Source organism: Pseudomonas sp. LG1E9 (genome assembly GCF_003290225.1).
In the GTDB taxonomy this organism is placed as follows: domain Bacteria; phylum Pseudomonadota; class Gammaproteobacteria; order Pseudomonadales; family Pseudomonadaceae; genus Aquipseudomonas; species Aquipseudomonas cyclaminis.
In genome coordinates, this window is the sequence record NZ_CP029983.1 from 4,934,216 (window position 1) to 4,956,615 (window position 22,400).

At 61.1% G+C, this 22,400-nt stretch carries 14 protein-coding genes; 3 read left to right on the top strand and 11 right to left on the bottom strand.

Annotated features, from left to right (window positions below; translation table 11 throughout):
- The first annotated feature begins 44 nt into the window (after positions 1 to 44).
- Both DNK50_RS22605 and DNK50_RS22610 read left to right on the top strand, forming a co-directional pair.
- A complete protein-coding gene (locus tag DNK50_RS22605; protein ID WP_112196318.1) occupies positions 45 to 4,847 on the top strand; it encodes a neuraminidase-like domain-containing protein in 4,803 nt (1,600 codons plus the stop codon).
- Positions 4,844 to 9,334 carry a SpvB/TcaC N-terminal domain-containing protein gene (locus tag DNK50_RS22610; RefSeq protein ID WP_112196319.1) on the top strand — a complete coding sequence of 1,497 codons (4,491 nt, stop codon included), beginning with the start codon at positions 4,844 to 4,846 and terminating at the stop codon, positions 9,332 to 9,334. Before DNK50_RS22605 ends, DNK50_RS22610 begins: the two co-directional genes overlap by 4 nt.
- Positions 9,335 to 9,495: 161 nt before the next feature.
- Here the strand turns inward: DNK50_RS22610 and DNK50_RS22615 are convergent, their stop codons facing one another.
- The 3 genes from DNK50_RS22615 to DNK50_RS22625 form a co-directional block, all read right to left on the bottom strand.
- Positions 9,496 to 12,219 (bottom strand): RHS repeat-associated core domain-containing protein, encoded by a 2,724-nt coding sequence (locus DNK50_RS22615; protein ID WP_112196320.1) that lies wholly within the window; start codon positions 12,217 to 12,219, stop codon positions 9,496 to 9,498.
- 123 nt (positions 12,220 to 12,342) lie between these two features.
- Positions 12,343 to 12,636, bottom strand: a complete 294-nt coding sequence (locus DNK50_RS22620) for a BolA family transcriptional regulator (protein ID WP_099586329.1) — start codon at positions 12,634 to 12,636, stop codon at positions 12,343 to 12,345.
- 6 nt (positions 12,637 to 12,642) lie between these two features.
- A complete protein-coding gene (locus DNK50_RS22625) occupies positions 12,643 to 13,158 on the bottom strand; it encodes a DUF2059 domain-containing protein (protein ID WP_099586330.1) in 516 nt (171 codons plus the stop codon).
- Between the two features lie 180 nt (positions 13,159 to 13,338).
- On the opposite strand from DNK50_RS22625, the gene DNK50_RS22630 reads away from it, so the two are divergent.
- Positions 13,339 to 14,727: a class II fumarate hydratase gene (locus tag DNK50_RS22630; protein ID WP_112196321.1), complete on the top strand. Its 1,389-nt coding sequence runs from the start codon at positions 13,339 to 13,341 to the stop codon at positions 14,725 to 14,727.
- Here DNK50_RS22630 and DNK50_RS22635 read toward each other — a convergent pair.
- From DNK50_RS22635 to DNK50_RS22670, 8 genes are all read right to left on the bottom strand, one after another.
- A complete protein-coding gene (locus tag DNK50_RS22635; protein ID WP_112196322.1) occupies positions 14,724 to 15,680 on the bottom strand; it encodes a DMT family transporter in 957 nt (318 codons plus the stop codon). The two genes, DNK50_RS22630 and DNK50_RS22635, sit on opposite strands and share 4 nt — an antisense overlap.
- Before the next feature lie 93 nt (positions 15,681 to 15,773).
- The gene (locus DNK50_RS22640; RefSeq protein ID WP_112196323.1) at positions 15,774 to 16,742 is read right to left on the bottom strand and encodes a fimbrial protein; all 969 of its coding nucleotides are present in this window, start codon (positions 16,740 to 16,742) and stop codon (positions 15,774 to 15,776) included.
- A 127-nt stretch (positions 16,743 to 16,869) separates the two neighbouring features.
- Entirely contained in the window at positions 16,870 to 17,418 is a 549-nt protein-coding gene (locus DNK50_RS22645; protein WP_112196324.1) for a fimbrial protein, read from the bottom strand.
- 11 nt (positions 17,419 to 17,429) lie between these two features.
- The gene (locus DNK50_RS22650; protein ID WP_112196325.1) at positions 17,430 to 17,909 is read right to left on the bottom strand and encodes a fimbrial protein; all 480 of its coding nucleotides are present in this window, start codon (positions 17,907 to 17,909) and stop codon (positions 17,430 to 17,432) included.
- Between the two features lie 13 nt (positions 17,910 to 17,922).
- Positions 17,923 to 18,417, bottom strand: a complete 495-nt coding sequence (locus DNK50_RS22655; RefSeq protein WP_112196326.1) for a fimbrial protein — start codon at positions 18,415 to 18,417, stop codon at positions 17,923 to 17,925.
- 10 nt (positions 18,418 to 18,427) lie between these two features.
- Positions 18,428 to 19,009, bottom strand: a complete 582-nt coding sequence (locus tag DNK50_RS22660) for a fimbrial protein (RefSeq protein ID WP_112196327.1) — start codon at positions 19,007 to 19,009, stop codon at positions 18,428 to 18,430.
- Between the two features lie 25 nt (positions 19,010 to 19,034).
- Positions 19,035 to 19,793 carry a fimbria/pilus periplasmic chaperone gene (locus DNK50_RS22665; RefSeq protein WP_099586338.1) on the bottom strand — a complete coding sequence of 253 codons (759 nt, stop codon included), beginning with the start codon at positions 19,791 to 19,793 and terminating at the stop codon, positions 19,035 to 19,037.
- The gene (locus DNK50_RS22670) at positions 19,790 to 22,393 is read right to left on the bottom strand and encodes an outer membrane usher protein (protein ID WP_162633415.1); all 2,604 of its coding nucleotides are present in this window, start codon (positions 22,391 to 22,393) and stop codon (positions 19,790 to 19,792) included. Before DNK50_RS22670 ends, DNK50_RS22665 begins: the two co-directional genes overlap by 4 nt.
- Positions 22,394 to 22,400 lie beyond the last annotated feature (7 nt).

Here is a 22,400-nt window from a genome sequence, read left to right on the forward strand (position 1 = left end):
CGCTGCCTGGCAGCCCTCTTACACGACCTGTTCAAGGACTGATCATGTCTCACGTGCTCAATCAACGCCTCAATGAAAGCCTGCGCGACGCCATGCTGGCGTACTACCTGGCGCACACAATACCTGCCGCCCAAAAGGGCAAGATCAATAACCCGGACGACCTCTACGAGTACTGGCTGCTCGACGTGCAAGTCAGCCAGGCTGTGCCCACCAGCCCGGTGGCCTGCGCGATTGCCAGCCTTCAGCAATACATCACCCGCATCCAGCTGGGCCTGGAGCCGGGTTACGAAAAACAAGGCATGACCGCGCAGCAGGACCAGGTGTGGCGTGAACAACTGCACGCCTACCCTCTATGGAGCGCCAGCCAGCAATTGCGCTACCACCCGGCCAATTACCTGGACCCCACGCTGCGCCGTAACAAGACCGACAGTTTCCAGCAACTGGAAAACGACCTGAGCCAATACCGGCTGCAACCAGACACGGTGCTCACCGCCGTGCAGAGCTACCTGGGCCGGTTCGAGGAAATGGCTAACATCCGCACCCTGAATGGGTACATCGATGGCAATGCCTCTGAGCTGCACACCAGCCGCTATTACTTTGTCGGTAAGTCCACCTCCGAAAAAGCCTATTACTGGCGCTCGCTCGACCTGTCCAAACGCTCGCCCAGCAATCCCCTCAAGCCCTCGATACAGGCCTGGTCGGACTGGAAGAAAATCAACCTGACGCTCTCTGATGACACGGTCGAGCAGAGCATCCGCCCGGTCTTCCTCAATAACCGTCTGTATTTAATCTGGGCCGAATGCGTCAAGCCCGAACCAACCCGCAGCTTCAAGACGCCTGGCAACAAGGACGACGACGACAATCACCTGGACGAATGGCTCAACAGCCACTACGTCAGGTTTCGTCTTAATTACTCCTACAAAAAATACGATGACCGTTGGAGCGTGCCCCTGGCATGCATCAATCAGCACTGCGCAACCGAGGAGGTCAATGCCTGCACGGCCGCGTTTCTGAAAGCCGTCACCCAGACCGTCGCCATTGTCGATGCCGACTCACCGGCCACCTTGTTCCTGGGCCTGCATGTGCCGATGCGCAAGGATCCAAAACAGCAGGACTCGTTCACCGGCAAATTTTTCCAGGCGGTCCACCTCGATCCGCATTTCAACATTACCAAAGTCGCCGACGGCGGCAGTCCCGAGCGCTACAAAGTACTGCCGGGGTCAGAACTGTCCGAAGAGATCAGTCGCCTGCTGGAAGCCTTCGATTTTAACCAGCGCGAAACAGTACAGAACGTGCTCCGCGGGGAAGCGAGCGACCACAACGGGTATTACAGCGAGCTACTGCCTGATACGGCGCGGCAGTACTTCACGTACTTTGGTTATATCAACAAAGGTAACTTGCAGTTCAAGATTGCGCCTTACACCCAACGGCATGTCACGATCAAACACCAGCACGCGCCTTTTTCAGAGAAAGACAACTGGAACTTTGATAACAAGCAACCCCATATTGATGAGGTAGTTGCCGGCTCGCCAACGTTCGACTCAAACACCAACAAACTGATTATTACCTCAACGCTCAAGGACAACTTTCGCCAAAACTACAGCGTCACGCTAACAAAAGAAAATATCACCCTCACCTTGATGACCCAATCTTCGCTTGACGACCCAAAAGCCATGCAGCTCGAACTGGGCGAAGGCTCGGCCATCACCAGCACAGGGGAAATACATAAAACTGATTTTTATGCGCTGTACTTCAGAAACTCGCTCACCCATGAAGAGTTCCCCAACTTTGTGCACGACAAAGACAAACTCTTGATCACCGCCGATACAACACCCGCGCCGAATGAATCGATTTCGTTGGCGGGCAAGTTCATTGACAAATCGGCCTTTGTGCACCTCTTTACCCACGCGCATACCCCTATGCATGTGTCCCTCAATCGCTACGGCATTTATGCGGAACCACAGACAGGCTTGCATCTGCAAAACGCGCTGAAGCTAACAAATGTAGACGTGACCACCTCCCCGCTGCGGGCCTACAAACACATCATCATGAGCGCCAACTTTGATGACTACCCACTCACCGACACCATTGATGCCAACTCGAACCGCATCCTCAATTTCCAGGACACGGCCCACGACAGCCTGGCTGGATCGAGCCCGGAGTTGCCGGCAGGGCATCGGGTCACCGCACACATTCCAGTGCCAGATTCCACTGAATCGCTGATCACGCTGATCCACGGCGTATTGACCCTCAGGCCCAGCGAAGACGGGCCGCAGATCCTGGGCTATGCACTCAAGGCCGTCACAATCAACGTCGCGGCCGCCATTCCCGGCGCCGCACCGGTGCGGCAACGCGCACCCACCATCACCCGGCTGTCTTCAGACGCGCTGGGCACTGCCGAATTCATTGACTTCTCCGCCAGCACGCTGATCAAGGACCCGCTGGCCGCCATCCGCTTGAATACCTGCTTTGCCGGCAAACTGGCAGAAGCCGCCAACATCAGCCTGGAACGTCTGTTCTCGTTGACGCCAAAGCAGTGGCAAGAACCGCCGCTGACAGCCAATGGCCCGCCCCAGGACGTTGACTTCCAGGGCGCCAACGGCAAGTACTTCTGGGAATTGTTCCTTTACCTGCCCTGGCTGGTGGCCCACCGACTGAATCATGAACAGCAATACGTCGAGGCCCTGGCGTGGCTCAAGTACATTTTCGACCCGGGACGAAGCGCCGACGCCGCCAGTGATCGCCCCGCGTACTGGGGCTTTCGCGAACTGACGCGCCACGATCAGGCTACGGGTGAAGCGAGCGCTGATCCCCATCAATTGGCGCTGGCAGCGCCGGTGCATTTGCGTAAAGCGGTCTACCAGTTTTACCTCGATATCCTGCTCAATCGCGGCGATGCGGCATACCGGCAACTGACCGCTGACAGCCTGACGCAGGCCAAGCTCTGGTACACCCGCGTCAATCAGTTGCTGGAGGCTCGGCCGCGGATTACACAGGTCGAGCCCTGGGCCAGCATCACCCTGGATGCATTGGCAAAGAGCCAATCCACCGCGTTGAGACGCCTTGAGTGGCAAAGCCCGCACATCGACGAAAACCTCGCGGTTGACGGGTGTTCGTTGCCATTACTGACCGACACCGACAACCTGTGCCTGCCCTTCAACCCTGAGCTGGTTGCGCGGTGGGACAAGCTGGAAAGCCGCCTGCACAACCTGCGGCACAATCTGGACATCAGCGGCAAGCCGCTGCGCCTGGCGCTGTATGCCGCCCCACTGTCACCCCAGCGGCTGTTGGTCAGCCAGGCCAAAGGCGCGCCGGACCAGGACAGCCTCGCGTCATTGACGCCTGCGCCGTCCACTCACTATCGCTTCCAGGTGATGCTGAGCCACGCCAGAGAAGCCACCGAGACGCTTATCCAGTTCGGCAACACGATGCTCAGCCTCAACGAACGCAAGGAGCAGGCTGAATTGCTTGAGCTGCAACAACAGCAGGCCTGGGACTTGGCCAATATCATCGTGAGCCAACAGCAGCAGGCCGTATTGCTGGACGAAAAAAACCGCCAGGCGCTCGCTGCCGGCCGGCGGGTCATTGAGCAAAGGGCGCATTACTACGAGCGCCAACTCGCCGAAGGGGTCAGCGGCGCGGAGGCTCAGGCCGGCCTGCTGCACCTGCGCAGCGCCGGCTTCGAGGCCGCCGCCGCAATCGCCGGCGCAGCCGCGGGCGTCGCGATGCTGGCGCCGAATATCGTCGGCACGTCGGTGGGTGGTTCGCGCTGGGAAGGCCCCTTCCATGCGGCGCAAGCCGTGGCCCAGGGCGCCGCCGGCGCCATGCGCAGCAGCGCCGCCGACCTCGACCGTACCGAGCAGTTCAACCGGCGTGCGCAGGAGTGGACCCTCGCGCGGGATCAAGCGCACCTCGAACTTGCCCAGATCGACGTGCAGCAACAAGCCTATGCCGAACAGGAAAAAGCCACGCGCCTGCAATTGCGCCTGGCCGAGACTTCGCTGGCGCAAGCGTGGTCCAGCTATCAATTGCTGACCAAGCGTTTTGCCAAGGCGCGACTCTACGATTGGCTCAATGTCCAACTCGGCCAGTTTTTCTACCAGGCCTATGACCTGTGCCTGTCCCTGTGCCAGGCGGCCGAAGCCTGTTGGCAATATGAAATGGCGGACTTCGAGCGCACGTTCATCAGGCCCGGCGCCTGGACTAACAGTTATCGCGGGTATCTGGCAGGCGAGGCGCTGAAGTTGTCCCTGCTCAACATGAACCGGGACTACCTGAGCCATCACGTTCGCGACCTGGAGATCGTCAAAACCCTGTCCCTGCGTGATCGCTTGAGCGAATGCGAAGTCAACAGTTTTGGTGCCATCCAGCCAGTGGACACACGGGACCCGTGGAGCCTGCATAAAGGCAACCTGGTTGAAAAAGGCACGCTTGGCTTCAAGCTGACCAAGGCGCTGTTTGACCAGGACTACCCCGGCCACGTGCTGCGGCGAATCAAGAGCATCAGCGTGTCATTGCCGGCGATACTCGGCCCCTATCAGGACATCAGGGCCCTCCTGACCCAGACCGGTAACGAAATCGAACTGCCCAACGGGGTCTCGCGCAAGGATGTCCGCGCGCACCAGCAAATCGCCCTGTCTACCGGCCTGGATGACAACGGCCTGTTCACGCTGATGTTCGAAGGCAATGATCGTTACCTGCCGTTCGAATACACCGGCGCCATTTCCAATTGGACCCTGATGTTTCCCGAACCGGCCCGGCAGAAAGCCATGCTGGAGTCGATCAACGACATCGTGATTCACGTGCGCTACACCGCCAGGGCAACAGGCAAGGGTGAGCGCTTATGAACAGCACGCCCATCAACGCCCCGGCGCTGCCCAAGGACGGCGCCTCGATTCAGGCCACGAGCAAGGGCTGGGGCGATATCGGCTTGAGCGGTGGCGCAACGCTTGAAATCCCCCTGCCCGTTTCTGCGGCGCGCGGCTTCGCTCCCGCCATGACCTTGGCGTACCACAGCGCAGCGGGTAACAGCCCATTCGGAATGGGCTGGACGGTCCCCGTGAACACGGTGAGCCGGCAAACCTCCCTGGGCGTGCCGGCCTACACCGTCCACGACCGGTTTATAGGCCCCAATGGCCAGCCCCTGCTGCCCGAACAGGACGCCGAGGGCAACCCGATCAGCCGCCACGAGACTGGGCAAGCCGCTACCCGTTACGCCGTGACCCGCTATTGGCCCAGGGCCGAGCGTGAGTTTGATCGCATTGAGCGCTGGCAATCGGCGGGCGACCCGACGGGGTTCTGGTTGATTCACAGTGCCGACGGCAGCCAGCACCTCTATGGCAAAACCGCCGCCGCGCGGATTGCCGACCCGGACCAGCCTGAACACGTCGCACAGTGGCTCTTGCAGGAAAGCCTGAGTGCCCACGGTGAGCACATTTACTACCACTACATACAAGAAACCGAGACGTCGCGCGCGCCACGCGACTGCCGCGCCCAGCGCTACCTGGACAAGGTCTGCTACGGGAATTTCACCGCTCGGGACAAGGAGCGTCTGTACCTGCTTGAAACCGACGAGGCTGCATCCAGGGGCTGGCACTTCCAGTTGCTGTTCGACTACGGGCAACGCACCGCCGAACTGGACAAGGTGCCGTCCTACGCACCGGACACGCCCTGGACGCTGCGCAAAGACCCCTTCTCCAGCTTCGCCGACGGTTTTGAATGCCGAACCTTGCGCCTGTGCCGGCAGGTGCTGCTGTTTCATCATTTTCCCGACGAAGCCCAACTGGGCGGCTCACCGGTGCTGGTCAAGCGCGTGGTGCTTGAATACCAGACGCTGCGCAATGGTGTGAACCTCCTGCTCGCCACCCACGAACATGCCATCGACCGGCACGGCAGGATCAGCAGCCTGCCCCCCTTCGAATGCCTGTACCAGAAAGTCGACCTCAAGCTTGATACCGCGCGTTTCCAACGCCTTGACGACTTCCCCGGACTTAACGACGGCCAGCGCTATCATCTGGTCGATCTGTACGGTGAAGGGTTGCCGGGCATCCTGTACCGCTCTGACAAGGCCTGGTACTACCGCGAACCGCAACGGGCCGAATCCGCCGCGGCGGATGAGGTGAGCTACGGCACCGCCCGGAAAATCCCCGCAATCCCGACAGCGGACAGCGCCTATCCCATGCGCCAGCAACTGACCGATGTCACAGGTGACGGACGCCTTGACTGGGTGAGCGGCCGCCCCGGCCTCAGAGGTTTTTTCAGCCTGAGCGCCCAGCTCAATTGGTCAGGGTTCATCGGCTTCGACGCACTCCCCCAGGAGTATTTTCACCCCGACGCGGTCTTCGGCGACCTGATGGGCCGCGGCAATAACGACCTGGCCCTGGTCGGTCCGCGCAGCGTGCGCCTGTATGCCAACCGCCAACACGCCGGGTTCGCCCCAGGTATCGACGTGCCCCACGCGCCAGCCGATGACGCGCTGCCCACCGTCTCCCGCTCAAACCGGGAATGGGTCGGTTTCAGCGATGTCCTCGGCAGTGGTCAGCAGCATCTGGTGCGCATCCGCCACGACCGGATCGAATGCTGGCCCAACCTGGGGCGTGGTCGATTCTGCAAGGGTTTTGTGCTGGCAAACCTGCCCTTCGACCACGAGACGTTCGACGCCGCCCACGTAGTGCTGGCGGACCTGGATGGCTATGGCGGCGCCGACCTGCTGTACCTGACGCCCGATGAGCTGCGCATTTTCAGCAACCAGGGCGGCAACCGCTTCGACATCACGCCCCGCGTGTTGTCATGGCCTGAAGGCGTGCGGTATGACGCACTCAGCCAGGTCAGCCTGGCCGACTTGAACGGCCTGGGCTGCCCCAGCCTGATCATCAGCGTCATGCACCCACAGCCTCGCCATTGGCGCTATGACTTCTACACCGACCGGCCCTACCTGCTCGCGTACACCACCCACCACCTCGGCAACCGGTCAAGGGTGTTCTACCGCAGCAGCGCCCAGGAATGGCTGGACGAAAAAAAACAGTGCAAAGACCAGGGCAACCCGGCCATCAGCCAATCTCCGGTGGCCATGCCTGTGGTCAGCCGTCAAACCCAGCACGACGAAATCAACGACAGCACCCTGAAGCGGCGTTTCAGTTACCGACAGGCGTATTACAACGCCGTTGAGCGGGCCTTCCAGGGCTTCGGCCTGATCCTCCAGACCGACACCGAGACCGCCGCTGACGGCGCGACGCAAACGCGACGCCTGACCAAGCGCTGGTTCCATACCGGCCAAGCGCTGGATATGCCGGTTGCGGGCTACAGCCAGCATGATTTACAAGCGATCAGCCTGGGTAAAACCCTGTTGTGCAGTTATCAGGCGCCGGGGCAAGCGCACCCCACCGACCACAACGACGTGCAATTGCCCGCCCCCACGCCAGAGACCCTGGACGACGCGGCCTACGCGCTCAAAGGCGTGCTGCTGCGCGAGGAAATTTTCGCCGATGACGCCGCGCAGAATGTGCCCTACTCGGTGCAACAGCATCGCTATCTGGTACGCCAGCTTGCCAACACACAACCGTGGGCGCGCATGCTGGTATTGCCCGTGGAATCCATCGACTGCCAATACGACCAAGTGCCCGATGACCCCGTGTGCAAACAGCAGATCAACCTGCGCTGGGATGCGTTTGGCAGCCTGGTCCACAGCGTCACCGTGCACCTGGCACGTAACAAGACCGCCGACGACGCTCCGCCCGACACCCTGGATGACGGCCATCGGCAACAGTGGTGGCGCGACAGCCATGACCCGGCGCAACAAGCCTATTACCTGAACGAAACCCTGGCACAGTGGATTCATCTGACACAGGACTCGCAATGGCGCCTGGGCCTGCCCTATCGCCAGCGTGACAACGCCTGGGTGTTGCCCAAAGGCCAGCCAGGTGGGCTGAGCGGTTCGGCGCTGTCCTATGAACACTTTATCGACCGGCGCTCCGGGCCGTTAGGACCGCAGGCGCCACGGGTGCTGAGCGGGCTGTCGGTCCAGTATTACCGCGAAGCCGGGCCCGGCGGTCATGCACTGGAGGCCGGCACTGCCACGCTGCAGGCCCTGAGCGACGGCCTGGAAACCGCTGAACTGGGACCCGAGGCGCTGCAGGCTTACCAGGCGATACCGCAAATGCCCGGCCAGGCGCCCTGGAAACTCACGGCCCAGTTGCAACAGATCGGCTATCGCCCGATGAGCGTATTTTTCTCTATCGGCGACGCCGAACAACAGGCGCCACCGCAGCTCTGGTCGATGTGCCAACACAGGTCTCGGTATCTGGACGCAACGGGGTTTTACCAGTTGCACAGCTGGCGCCTGACGCAAGCCCTGGGTGAAACCACGCTGACCTACGACCCATACGGGTGCCAGGTCACCCAGGTACAGCAGGCCGACGGTTGCGTCAGCCGAGCCGAGCATGATTACCGGCTGCTGCTGCCGGTCAGCCTCACCGACCCCAATGGCACCGTGCAGCAGGCGCTGTATGACGGCTTCGGCCGACTGATCGCTACACGTTATGAGGGACGCGAATCAGGCAAGACCCAAGGCTTCGGCCCCTTGCCGCAGAGCACGCGGTTGCTGGACACCACTGTCGAACAGGCCATTGAGACCCCTCAAAGCTGCCTGGGGCAGGCGGCCAGTGCGCATTTTTACGCGGTACTCAGTTGGATGGGCACGATCGCCGAGGCCGATAGGCGAGACGAATGGGTGACTAAGGGTTATCTGCTGCCCGGTGGACAGATCCGCGCCAAAGCCAGATTGCGCGCAAGCAACCCGGCGCAAATAACCCACGCTGACACCCAACGGCTCGCCACCTTGATTGCCCAGGCACGCCGAGAGCCGGCCCATCGCCTGACGCTTTTGGCCGATCGCTATCCCGACGACCCCGAACGCACTGTGCGCCTCAGCCTCACCTATTGGGATGGCAGGGGTCGCCCCTTGCAGCGCCTGCACCAAACCGAGCCGGGCGACGCTTGCCTGATCCTGCCCACCGGAGAGGTGAGCGCTGAACACGGGGTCATCAACCAGGTGCACGCCAACCCGCGCTGGTGCGTCGACGAACGCGTCGAATACAACCACCAGGACGCGATGACGCGCATCTACCGCCCTTACTTCGCCAGCCGGCCCTCTTACAGCCACGGTCGCGCCTTACGTGACATCGCCCACAGCGACCGGCAATTCCATGATGCCCTGGGGCGTGCCATACGCACCGACACCGCCAACGGCGCGATAAAGCGCATGCGCTATTGCGGATGGTATGTGGTCAGCGAGGATGAAAACGACACCTGGGAGGAAACGGCCGGCGGCACTTGACCCGAATGGCACAGGTATCCGCACTTCTTCATACAAGCAGCTATCGAGCGCAAGCGAGGCTGCGTTGGCGCACCGCAGATCGCGGGGTGTCAATACGTACGCCACGCAGCCGCGCCAAGGCTCGGCAGCTGCTACATAAGGGGTTCACTCGAAATGTGTAGTCAGCGCCGGGCGGCCGTTCGCACAGCGGCGCTGCGTGGACGGTAGGCTTTCCAGGCTGACGCACGTGTGTCCCAGGGCGCATCGACACGCTGCTGGCCTCGATAGAAAATCACCCTGCCTGCCAGTTGCTGGCGATGCCGGTAGAGCCAGCGCAGTTCGGAACCGGTCACCGAGCGCCGGGTCTTGCGAATCACTGCCTCCATATCCACTCCCTCCAGCGCAAAATGCACCACCGCCCTGCTCTGCGGGCTCGTCAGGGTTGCCAGTGCCGACTTGCTGCTGCGGCTGATCACCTTTTCTTGAATCGCCCTCAGCCCATGGCCCATGTGCTGACGTACAGTCGTGGTAAACGAATAAGCGCTTTCAGCCAGTTCTTCGACAAAACGCCTGACGAACTGCCGATTGGCGGTGGTTGATGAACAACCTGAATAACGCGCCAGAATATTTTGATAGAACTGTCGCGCAACCGCTGAAACTTGAATGGCAAGAGTGCGCTCACGTCCGGTGTCGCGCTCTTGGGGTTCGGGTGTGCCCATTTCTCGAAAACGCCCGAACTCACTCAACGTGCTCGCTAATCCACCTGTCCACCGCTCCACATCGGGACCAGAAAAATACGCCGCCAGAATATCCCCCCGCGCAGTCAGCTTCGACCAGAAGCTCCTGTAGTGGGTCACCGCAGCACTGAGTCCAAAAATCATGTCGCCACGGCTGGGCTGGAACTGCTCACCAAACGTCGCCTGCCCACCCCATGCATCGGTGAAACGCAAGGGGTTGCCCCTCACCATGGCGTACAGATTCAAGCCATCCCCATCCCCCGCCGGGTCCGGGCTGATCCAGCGCTGCAGCCAGGGCGCGTAATACCGCGCGCCGTAGTAATACAGCCCGGTGGCGTCGCGCTCCTTGCCCGCATACCGGTAAAGCCTGTCGTCGCCCTGGATCGCCGTCCTGCTGGCGCTCCATGACGTCGCGCCATAAGGGTAGTAGCCTTCCTGGCTCAGCAACCGCCCCTGCTCGTCAACCACCAACAGGCTGCTGTTGAGATGGTCGAGCACGTGAAACTGAACCTGCTCGGCGTCCAGGCCATCGGGGCGGCCATGCTCCCATTGCAGCACCGTCACTCGACTGCCCTCCACGTCGAGGTCCAGCAGGTTGAGGCGCTGGCCCCTGCGCCAGTGCATCTGCAGGCCCGGCAAATAATAGGTGCGTTGGGTATGCGAGGTGTCGCCGACCTGATTGCGCCTGACCTTGAGTACACGCTGGCCCTGGGCATCGTAGAGGTAGGCCTCGACGTCCGGCTCGCCCTCCGCGCGCACGACCTGGGTCACGTAGGCCAACTGGTTGCGCACATTCCAGACCATCTGCTGGCCGCTGCCCAGCATGCGCTGGTTGCCATTGCCATCAAACGCCGCAGCGGTAGGCGGCGAGTCGCCGGGCACGGCGCGATTGCTGTCGGGGGCGAGGGTCATGCGTCGGGTATAACCGGACCCAACGCCCGAGGCATGGCGCACCAGCGTCAGGTTGCCACCTTCATCGTAGGTGTAACGCTGGGTGTAAGGGCGCCACAACCCATCATCCGTCGCCCCGAACAACACCTGCGGCGGCGGCGCCTGACCCGCCGTGCTGCGGGCATTTTCCCACCCCGTGGCGAGGGTGAGTTGGTACAGCGTGTCGTATTCGTAACGGTTGCGCGCCTCGATGCGCGTGTTGCTGTGCCATTGCGTGGGCTGTGCCCGGTCGCTGAGGCTGAGGATATTGCCCACCGGGTCGTAGGTGTACGCCAGGTCCTGCAAGGGCGTGTCGGCTTCGCCCTGACGATAGGTCTTCATCTGCAAGAGCCGCGCACTTTGCGGGGCATAACGCAGGGTCTTGTTCAACGTGGTGCCGGCCCGTTCGAAGGTCAGCTGCCCGTTGGCGTTGTACGCGCGCTCGTGCAGCAGCAGGTTGCGCACGCCCCCCTCAGGGGTGATGGCGAGAGCCTGGAGACGCCCATGCAGCCCATAGGTCCGATGCTGGCGATTGCCCTTTGCATCGATCTGCTCCAGCAATCCACCCACAGCGTCATAACGACGAGTGGTGGTGTATGCCGCCCTTTCCAACAGCAGATCCTGCGCCTCGACCGTTGCAGGCCAGTCGACCGGTGCGGCATCAAGCCGAAAGCGCCGGGTTTGCTGCAGCTCGCTCTGGTCAATCGCATAGGCATTGATCAGCAGGGTACCGGCAGGATCGGCATGCCGGACCAGGCGACCGCAGCTGTTCAGCGCTGCGGCTTCGGGGGTGGCCCCCGCGTATGTGAGGCGCTCGACACACCGCTCGCGAGGCTCGTCGGCCGCCTGTTCGAATACGGCGACCGGGCGTTGCAACGTGTCGTAGGCGTAGCGTTGACAGGCGCCCCTGTTGTCCCAGGTACGCAGCAATTGCCCCGCCTCGCTCAGCAGCATCAGGCGGCGGCCGGCGTCCGCACTGTCGCGCAAAAGCGTCGTCCCGGAGAGGCTGTGGACCAGGGTTTCGCAAGCCCGTGCCCGGGGCGCCTGGGCACTCGCGGCATACTGACGCGGATCCCACTGTTGCTGCACAAAACCGCTGGCGCCATACACCTGGCGACTGATACGCGGCTGCGGTTCAGTCTGGGCGTTGGCGCGATGATAGGCCAGGGTGCGGACCGTTAACCCGCGGGGGTCGAACGCCACAATCGTGGGGGTGTTTCGATGGAGTGAAGCAGACATGATCACATGACCCAAGTTGCACTATGGTCAGCAGAGCCTAGGGATCAAGGAAAGGAAAAAGAGGTAGCGGGTTATGGCAGCCCGCTTCAACCGGCGGCTGCCGGTTGAAGCCAGGGCGGGGGTTTAATGCCCGCCAGCACAGGTCGGCGAAGCAGGCGCCGCGCCGATTTGCACCCACTCTTCAGGGGTGTAGGTATGCAGCGCCAGCGCATGAAATTCGCTCATCAGGTCACCCAGGGTGGCGTAGACCTTCTGGTGGCGCTTGACGCGGTTGAGCCCCTCGAACTGCTGGCTGACCAGCACGGCCTTGAAGTGGGTCTGCAACCCACGGCTGTGCATGTGGCTTTCATCCAGCACGCTCAAGTGTTGCGGGTCCAGGGCGGCGAGCGCCGTTTCGATACGCTGTTGCATGGTCATTCCTGCTTACTTCTTCTTGGCCGGGGCAGCTTTGGGCGACAGCTCGTTGGTCATGTCTTCCAACAGCTTGTTGACCACCGGTACGGCGCTTTCCAGTTTGGCCTGGGTCATCTGGGCCGATTGCTGGGTCAGTTGCGGCATTTTTTCCAGGACTTTCTTGCCCAGTGGCGACTGGTAGAACGCAACCAGGTCCTTGAGCTCGGATTCGCTGAAGTTGGTGGTGTAGAGCTTGACCATGTCCGGCTTGAGCTTCGGCCAGCCGATGGCTTGGTCCAGGGCGGCGTTGGCCTTGGCCTGGTAGCTGTCCAGAACGGACTGCTTGGCGGCTGGCGCCTTGGTCTGTTCGAAACGCTGGGCGAACATCTGCTGCACTTGCATGTACACCGGGGTACCCAGCTTGTCGGCATGGGCCAGGGTCAGGAAGGCTTCGGCACTGGCGTTGTGGCTGGCGGTATCGGCAAAAACCTGGCCGCTGGCGCAAACCAGAGCAACCGCGGTACAGATGGCACGAAGACGAGTCATCGAGTTTCCTTTCTAGCTGGCGAGGTAAGACCCCAAGGGCGCCCATTCTGCGCCTAAAAAACCTCGCGGCTCAACCCCGAGCCTTGTCGGGCGCGGATTGCCCGATGAAAAGTCTTTTAGGGAACCCACCTGGCCGATCACGGCCTAAACTGCGCTAACTGACTTCAAGGAGAGTGCCCGATGAGCCGTATCGAAACCGACAGCCTGGGAGACGTGAGCGTCCCGGATGATGCTTACTGGGGCGCCCAGACCCAACGCTCGCTGGTGAACTTTGCCATCGGCGAGCAGCGCATGCCCTTGGCGGTATTGCACGCCCTGGCCCTGATCAAGAAGGCCGCCGCACGGGTCAACGACCGCAATGGCGACCTGCCCGCCGACATCGCCCGCCTGATCGAACAGGCTGCCGACGAAGTGCTCGCCGGCACCCATGACGACCAGTTCCCGCTGGTGGTGTGGCAGACCGGCAGCGGCACTCAAAGCAACATGAACGCCAATGAAGTGATCGCCGGTCGTGCCAACGAACTGGCAGGCAACCAACGCGGCGGCAAGAGCCCGGTCCACCCGAACGATCATGTGAACCGCTCCCAGAGTTCCAACGATTGCTTCCCGACGGCCATGAGCATTGCGGCGGTGCAGGCTGTCCACCAACGCTTGTTACCGGCGATCGCCACGCTTTCCGGCGGTCTGGCCGAGCAGGCCGCACGGCATATGAAGCTGGTGAAGACCGGCCGCACCCATATGATGGACGCCACGCCGATCACGTTCGGCCAGGAACTCTCGGCGTTTATCGCCCAGCTCGACTACGCCGAACGCGCCATCCGCAGTGCCTTGCCCCAGGTGTGTGAGCTGGCCCAGGGCGGCACGGCCGTCGGCACCGGGCTCAATTCGCCCCATGGTTTCGGCGAGGCGATTGCCGCCGAGTTGGCGGCACTGTCCGGGCTGCCGTTCGTCACCGCGCCGAATAAATTCGCCGCGCTCTCCGGCCATGAGCCGCTGGTAACCCTTCACGGCGCGCTGAAAACCCTGGCGGTGGCGCTGATGAAAATCGCCAACGACCTGCGCCTGCTGGGTTCCGGACCGCGCGCCGGGCTGGCGGAAGTGAAGCTGCCGGCCAATGAGCCGGGCAGTTCGATCATGCCCGGCAAGGTCAACCCGACCCAGTGCGAAGCGCTGTCGATGCTGGGCTGCCAGGTGCTGGGCAACGACGTGACCATCGGCATCGCCGCGAGCCAGGGGCATTTGCAGTTGAACGTGTACAAGCCGGTGATCATTCACAACCTGTTGGAGTCGATCCGCCTGCTGGCCGATGGCTGCAACAACTTCCATGAACACTGCATCGCGGGCCTTGAGCCCGATGCCGCGCAAATGGCCGAACACCTGGAGCGTGGGCTGATGCTGGTGACCGCGCTCAACCCGCATATTGGCTACGACAAATCGGCAGAGATCGCCAAGAAAGCCTACGCCGAAGGCCTGACGCTACGGGAAGCGGCGCTGGAACTGGGCTACCTCACTGACGAAGAGTTCGACCAGTGGGTACGCCCGGAAAACATGCTGGAAGCCGGGCATTAAGACGCCAAACGCAGCCGCCGGGCCTTGAGCCCGGCGAGCAGCGACGGCGCCAGCGCAACAGCCGCCGAACCCAGCACCACCACCAGCGCCCCGACATAGCCCAGGGCGTTGATCTCTTCGGCCTGCACGTAATCCGGCCACAGCCAGGCTGCCAGGGCCACCGCCACAAAGGTCACCAGCGGCGTGAGCGCCAGCGTCGCACTGACCCGCGAGGCCTCCCAGTGGGCCAGGGCTTCGGCGAACGCGCCGTAGGCCACCAGCGTATTCATGCAGCACGCCAGCAGCAGCCAGCCTTGCAGAGGACTCAGTTGCAGCGCCTCCAGCGGATGGGCCCAAGGCGTGAGCAACAAGGCGCAGGTGAGGTAGATCACCATCATCACTTGCAGCGAATTCCACACCGTCAACAATTGCTTCTGGCCCAGGGCATAGAACACCCAGACCGAGGTGGCGAGCAGGACCGTCAGCACGCCGGCCGTGTAAGCGCCGAGGGACGTCAGCAATTCTTCCAGGCGCTGGTTGAAGAACAAGCCGAAACCCGCGATCAAGACGAACAACCCCAGCACTTGCCCGCGGCTGAAACGCTCCTTGAACACAAACACGCTGGCGATCATCAAGAAGATCGGGCCCATCTGCACCACCAACTGGGCGGTGCCGGGGCTGAGCAGCTTCAGGCCCACCAGATACAGCACGTAGTTACCCACCAGCCCGCACACGGCCATCGCTACCAGCCAGCCGCCCTTGGGGCCGAGCACCTTGCGGCTGGGTAAACGCTTGGTCGCTGCGAGGTAAACGAACAGGCAAGCACCGGCCACGGTGAGGCGAAACCAGGTGACGGTGACCGGGTCCATCACTTGCAGCACTTGCTTGAGTTTGATCGGCAGAATGCCCCAGAGGAATGCGGTCAGCAGGGTCAGGAGAAAACCGTAGACCCAGCGGCCGGAGGAGATGTGCATGAGTGCCCCAAAAGCCAGAGGTGTAGGAGCACGCATTCTAGGGGTATGCAGTGCCCTTTGGGTACTGCCGCAAAACCTGCCCTCGCGCAGGCGTCATGGCACCCCCATCACCAGCACACCGCTGCCGCTGATCGCCCCTGGGGTCGGCAGGGAGCCGTTTCGCCGGACCAGGGAAAACGTGACGTCGTCGCCACCCACGCTGTTGGTGATGCGGGTCAGGAACGAACCGTTCACTTGAACCGCAGAACCCGCACGGACAAGGGCAGTGCCCACGTCGGGGTTGGTCATCCTCAGCAGGCGCGAGTCAAACCCCGTTGAAATGCCTTTGTAGGTAATGGTGATCGGTGTGTTAATCCCACCGTCCGGGCATGAGTAGGTGAGTCTGCGGTTGCTGACAATGGTCGATGTCAGCGGGTCGGTGCCGATTGCTCGCTGGTGTACGTTGCCGAAGTTGATTTCGATAGGGTTGTTATTATTGATCGTGCAGGTTGACGGAGAAATACTGAAGTTGTTGGCAGCGGTGTACGTGAGTACAAGCACCGTACTCGTGGAGGCGTAATTATTAGTCTGGCGCAGTCGTAACACACCAAGAACGTCCCCTATGCGCACATCAATCGGGTTAGTCGGGTTGTTGCGTATCAAAATATAAGGTGTTGCATTGATCGGGACGCCCACCCCGTTGTTGGGCATGGAGGCCAGGTGTATTTCATACGGGACAGGGGTGTTCAAGTACGCTCCGTTTATTCGTAAGCCAGTGCCTTGGCTAGCGAATTTTGGGCCGGGCGTCCAAGGAGCACCGGCTAGCGCTGAGGTTCTCCAGAAATCCACAAACGAAGGGAACGGTTGACCGGGAGTGAATCGGCATTCCAACCTGGCTCCTTCCAGCACGACACGGCTACTATCCGAGTCCAATCGGACAGTTACAGGGACCTGCAGGTTCAGAGTACCACCAGCCCCTACGTGTACCCACTGTCCACCATTTACCCGGCAATCGGCTGCTCTCACGGTCGTAGTAACACCAATCAAGACGAGAAGCACAACGGCTCCATATAGTCGTTTCATTTTGATCTCTCGTTGCCCCTCCCCCCAGGCACAGCCCAACGCAGACTTACGTCCGGGTTTTAAGCCGCCTGGCAGAGAGTTGAGGTTTATCTGAGGCTGTTTTCAACCTATAAATGGCGGTTCGCAGCTACGGGTAATCCAACGTAAACGTGGAGGTCACCGTGTACGCGCCATGCCCTATGGTTTGGTCGCGGATGGCGTCCGGCTCCCCCTGCACATAGGCTTTGAGCTCGATCACGTTGTTGCCATTGCTCAGCACCTGTTCGTCGCTGACGGCATTCAAGGGCAGCGGCTTGTCGCTCAGCGTCTCGATACCCACCCCGATACCCGAGGCACCACTGCCACCGTCCAGCGCGAGCAAGCCGGGAAGTGCCGTGTTTTCCCTGCCGCCGAACATGATGGTGACCGTGTTGCCGACCGTGGTATTGCAGTCGTCCAGGTGCAGCCTGAACCCCTTTCCCTGTGAACGGGTGTTGAGGTACAGATGCTTGCTGGTCAAATTCCAGAGCTCCAGCGTAATGGCCTCGTCGCCGGGCCGAATGGTGCAGGCCTGCTCAACCAGGTTGCCCTTGAAACTCAGGTTGTCCGCCGCCCGCCCCTGAGGCATCAGGCCGAAGGTGAGCAGAAATATCAGCCCAACACAGGACCAGCACTTCAGCGTCATTTCATGTCCCATGGACTCAACTCCTACTGGTATTCGGCCAACAACGTGGCCACCGCCGAAAACCTGGCGGGCGTCAAAATGGCACCTGGCCGTTTCACCGGGACCACATCCAATGTCGGCGGTGATGACAGGGTGATGTTCAGCGGTTTATTGAGCGCAAACGGCAGGTTGTCCTGGAAAATCCGAATGCCCAACTCAGGCACGCTGGTTTGCACTGCGGCGCCATCAAACGTCGTTGAGGTGCCGTTGACGCTCAATTTCAAGACCCACGGCAGTGTGTCGCTACCACAACTGATGGTGTAACCAACGCCCTTACGGTATTTCTCGCCGTCGACGCGCTGTACCCCGACATCCCCAAAGTCGACTTCAATCGTGTTCCCCGCATCAATCGTGCAGGGAGGAGGCTCGTTGAGCGTTCCACTGAACGTCAAATTGGCTGACGCACCACCGCAGAGGCCAAGGGAACACAAGGCGAGCAACGCTCGCCGCTGCCAATCGCTCATTGATCGTTCCTCTTCATTGGTATTCGACCACAAGGGTGGCGGCGGCATCGAACGCCCCGCCCGTCAGTGTGCTGCCCGCGCGTTTGACAGGCACCGCCTGCACCACCGGAAAGTTGGGGTGCGTAAAATTCACCGCGGTATTGAGCGGCCAGTCGGCGCCATTCACAAACAGCTTTACCCCCAGGTCCGGCTTGCGGGTCAGGAGCACCCGGCTGTCGAACGCAGCTCCCGCCCCCTTGAGTTCCAGCGTCATCGCGTTGCTGAACGGTGCGCCGCAGGTAACGGTGTAAGGCACGTCCCGCCGATAGTTGACCCCGTCAACCCGTGACGTCAGCAGGTCATTGCCAAATGGCACATCCAACGTACTGCCACCGTTGATGACACACGGCGGTGGCGCAACGATGACCGCACGGACGGTCAGGCTGGTCTCGGCCTGCACACCCTGGCTGACAGCCCACAGCATGCTGCTGCCGACAAAAATGACCAGCGGGCCAATTGATTTCGCCATTGCTCTGCCCTTACTCATAATTGAGCCTGAATTCCACCACGGCCCTAAATACCCCACTGGTCAACGGCGCAGCGGTGCGCGTGGGCCGAACATTCCAGGTCTGGGTGTTTCGGCCAACGGGCAAGAACAGCGGCTCGCCCCTTGAACCCAACTGCACATCACGGCCCAGGGCATCGGTCAAAAGCAGGCCCATCCCGGTGACGCCCTGGACTTTGACCAGCCGTGAATCCTGCGCATCGGCAGGCGCGCTGAACGCCACCGACAGCACGGGTTGGTAGGCACTCCATGTCAGGTTCCCCGTACGTTCGCTGCGCACCCGGCCTGCGGTGCGCTGGCAATCGGTAAAACGCAGCTGGAATGCCTTGGCCGGCGCCTGGTCACCCGGCCGCTGCAACTGGCTGGTCGACACAGCGTCCAGGTCAACCGTCTGATGCAGTGATGCCATCTCCACACTGCACGGCGATTCATGCATGGCGCCGAGTACATTGAGCAGCCCACTCAAGCCTTCGATATCCTCTCCATCCTCGGCATGCGCCCCCACCGCCAGGACCCACAGCAGGCCGCCCAGGACTTTCACACGTTGCGAGGTCATAACGTTCTCCAGCAGCAGGCAAGACTTATTCAGGCGATATAGCCTGCACGTTCACGTTGCAGGTGCCGCCACTGCAGGTGAAGACCAGCAGGGGACGACCGCCGTAATCATTCACGTAGGTCAGGTGAGGCGTGGCGCCCAATGCAGTGGCCGTCGGCCCCAGCGTCATCGCACCTTTGGGCGGGACCATAAGGGGCGCGAAGCCCGGCACGGTCTTGCCATCCTTGCTGCTGCGCGCATCCACCAGGGTCACGTAGTAAGGCGTAGGGTTATTGACCCGGTATTGATCGCCCTCTCGGGTGAGGGTCAATCGTTGCTGCCAAGGGTTGGAAAAGTCCTGCTGGCTTGGCGTGATCGCCTGCGGTCGGTAGAACAGCTTGACGCGGGTCTGCAACGCGATCTGCAGCGTGTTGGACTTATCGCTGCGTGGCGGGATTTCCCTCAAGTTGAAGTAATAGACCGTCTCTCGATCCTGCGGTAACGACTTGGCCGCCGGCAACGCCTGGACTTTCACCTGGCTTTGTTTGCCGGGCTCCAATCGTTGAACCGGTGGGAGCACGATCAAGGGCGAGGTGATTTTGTTACCCGACTCGTCCTCGATCCAGCCCTGGGCCAAATACGGCAACTGCTTATTGTTGTTGGTGATGTTCACGCTGGTAGCGTCTTTGCCACCATCGAAAATCACTCGGGTACGATCCAGGCCGATTGCGGCGCTGGCGCTTTGGCTCAAGCCCAGTGCCAGCAGCACCAGGGCGCTGGAGGTAAAGCGTGTGTCAAGCATCATGAGGCTGTGTTCTCCGTATCGTTGGGCTGGCCGGTCATCGCGGCCGGCTCGGGCGAGGATGGGGCAGCGGCTACGCGCTGGCAGTGCAGTTGCAGGGCATCGGTCAAGCCATCAGCGGGCAAAATGACCGGGAGCGTGAGGACGCATCGCTCATCACCGCCCCAACTGACGACCATTTGCTCGCCGGCCCGAATACCGCTCAGGTAGACATGGCCGCCGTCATTCACAATCCCGGTGTCCTGTTGTTTCAGGTTCTTCACTGTCGCGCCGAAGGGCGGTGAGCTGCCATTTGGAAGACGCAGAACGGCCATGGCCTTTTCCCCGGCAATCACATCCAGCGTGCGATAACCAATCGCCCCCTCTGTGAGCGTGAGTTGCGTGACGGATTGAGTCGCTTCGACATTGCTCGGCAAGCGCTCCAGATCAACACTGGCCGCCGTACGCTGATAGCTGCTGATATCGGCGATGACCGCTTTGCCGAACGCGTTACTGCGCGTCGGTGAGCCGTAACCGCGCACTGGAACATCGGGCACACCGCCGGTATCGATCATCAGGCGAGTGCCGCCCGTACTCGTGGTCCGGTGCAACGCAGCGCCATAGGCCGTGAGCGTGCCGCCACCCCGCGCAGACACACCGAGGGTTCTGGAGTCGCCCTCTTGGGTACTGGCGCTTAGATCGATGTCGGCCCGGTCGCCCATGTGGTTCAGGTAACCACTGACGGACGTGTCGCTGGCACTGAGCTGATAACTGTTGCGCTCATCGAGGCGATCGCTGTAGCGCGCTGCACCGCCGTTTTTGCCGGCGGTCCTGTTGGCATCCAGCGACAATGTGCCGGAACGCCCCAATGGCAGGCTGACCGTGATTGCCATCCCGTTGTCGCGGTAGTTGTATTCCTGGGTGCGAAACAGATTCATGGACAGGCTCATGTTTTTAACCGAGCCCACATTGAAGTACCGCGACAGCGAGAGGTTCCAACGCTGAGTGTCCGGCCGGTCCCAGTAGGTTTGTTTGTGGTAGCTGGCGTAGACCGTCGCACTCAGCTCACGCAGCTGCTTGTTGACCGTTACCGTATACAGCGCCTTGCTGCCGCCAATAGGCCTCCACCCCTCATCGGGATCCCGGTAATCCCCGCGCCCGCCAAGTTCGCCGTTCAACCCGTAATACCGGGCATCCAGGTATTCACTCATGGTCAAGAAATTCTTCTCGGAAAACCGGTAACCGGCGAAGGTCACCTGGCTGTCGTACTCTTCAAAGTTCTTGGAATATTGAAGGCGATAGGATTTGCCCGAGAGCGTCTCGCCCCACACGCTCGCATGGGACTGCGTCACGTCCAGCGAGACGGCCCCGAACGCCAGCAAGTCGCGCCCCGCCCCAACGGATAACGCCCGATAGTTGTTATCGCTCACTGCGCCGCCAAACAACGACCAGCCGTTGCTGATCCCCCAGGAAAACTCTCCGGTACCGAAAAAGTCCCCATCAGAGCCGTTCTGAAGATTGGACGGTCGCCCGGCCGCCAATTTGTAGCGAACTTGCCCGGGCCGCGTCAGGTAGGGGACACCTGCCGTATCGATCTGGAAGCTGTGTACCGTGCCGTCCTGTTCCTCCACACGCACGTCCAGCTTGCCCGTTACCGCGTCCTGCAAGTCTTGAATACGAAACGGACCTGCCGCGACCAGGGTTTCGTAAAGCACACGCCCCTGCTGGCTGATGATGACTTTCGCATTGGTTTTGGCTACCCCAACCACTTCCGGCGCATAACCACGCAGGTTGGGCGGCAACTGGCTCTCATCCGAGTTGAGCGCGGCACCGGTAAAACGAAAGCTGTCAAACAGATCCGAATACAGGTAGTTCTCGCCCACCAGCAGACGCGCCTTCAGCGAAGGAATTGCGCGATACGCGTAGTAGCGGCTCCACTCCAGCTTTTGAGGCCCTGCCGCCTCTTGCCGACCACTTTCGACACGCCCCTGCCAATCCGCCCTCAAGCGCCAGGCGCCAGCATTGGCCCCGACGGTGCCATTGCCACTGAGGTTCCTGCGACTGCCATCGCCCCTCTGGTAGTTGGACTGCGCCGTCAGGCTGTAGTCAATCAACACCCCCGCGACCCCCTCATCCCACCGGGAGGGTGGATCCCAATTAGTGGCGTTGTACTCAAGATACGCCTGTGGCAGGTTGATGCTCAGCGTGGAACTGGCCAGATCACCAGTGACCTCCATGCCAGGCATACTTTGAATATCCAGGCACTCCCCGTCCTTCCACCATATAAGTTTGCTGGCATCGGAAACTTTCAGGCCCAACTGTTCCACAAGTGTGCGGGATAAACAGGCCTGACTGCCCTTGGGATCTTCATCGGGGGGATAGAACGCCACCGGTTGTTCCGCAATAGGCTGGCCGTTGATGTGCACTACCATCGAATACGTGCCGGGCAAAATAAACCCGCTGCGCGCAAATTGAGACAAGTCGATATTGGTGCGATCAATCAGGTCGAGGACGTCGGTATTGAACTCGATATCCGCGCCACCCAATGCAGTTCCCGCCAGTGACATGAGCCCGCCAAACAGTCCAGGGCGCAGCGTATTTTTAATCTTCGCTGTATTCAACATGAAAGCC

Coding starts and splice junctions, on each gene's coding strand:
- DNK50_RS22630 (WP_112196321.1), top strand. CDS start 13,339: ATGAGCCGTATCGAAACCGACAGCCTGGGAGACGTGAGCGTCCCGGAT.
- DNK50_RS22620 (WP_099586329.1), bottom strand. CDS start 12,636: ATGACCATGCAACAGCGTATCGAAACGGCGCTCGCCGCCCTGGACCCG.
- DNK50_RS22660 (WP_112196327.1), bottom strand. CDS start 19,009: ATGACCTCGCAACGTGTGAAAGTCCTGGGCGGCCTGCTGTGGGTCCTG.
- DNK50_RS22655 (WP_112196326.1), bottom strand. CDS start 18,417: ATGGCGAAATCAATTGGCCCGCTGGTCATTTTTGTCGGCAGCAGCATG.
- DNK50_RS22610 (WP_112196319.1), top strand. CDS start 4,844: ATGAACAGCACGCCCATCAACGCCCCGGCGCTGCCCAAGGACGGCGCC.
- DNK50_RS22650 (WP_112196325.1), bottom strand. CDS start 17,909: ATGAGCGATTGGCAGCGGCGAGCGTTGCTCGCCTTGTGTTCCCTTGGC.
- DNK50_RS22670 (WP_162633415.1), bottom strand. CDS start 22,393: ATGTTGAATACAGCGAAGATTAAAAATACGCTGCGCCCTGGACTGTTT.
- DNK50_RS22645 (WP_112196324.1), bottom strand. CDS start 17,418: ATGGGACATGAAATGACGCTGAAGTGCTGGTCCTGTGTTGGGCTGATA.
- DNK50_RS22625 (WP_099586330.1), bottom strand. CDS start 13,158: ATGACTCGTCTTCGTGCCATCTGTACCGCGGTTGCTCTGGTTTGCGCC.
- DNK50_RS22665 (WP_099586338.1), bottom strand. CDS start 19,793: ATGATGCTTGACACACGCTTTACCTCCAGCGCCCTGGTGCTGCTGGCA.
- DNK50_RS22635 (WP_112196322.1), bottom strand. CDS start 15,680: ATGCACATCTCCTCCGGCCGCTGGGTCTACGGTTTTCTCCTGACCCTG.
- DNK50_RS22615 (WP_112196320.1), bottom strand. CDS start 12,219: ATGTCTGCTTCACTCCATCGAAACACCCCCACGATTGTGGCGTTCGAC.
- DNK50_RS22640 (WP_112196323.1), bottom strand. CDS start 16,742: ATGAAACGACTATATGGAGCCGTTGTGCTTCTCGTCTTGATTGGTGTT.
- DNK50_RS22605 (WP_112196318.1), top strand. CDS start 45: ATGTCTCACGTGCTCAATCAACGCCTCAATGAAAGCCTGCGCGACGCC.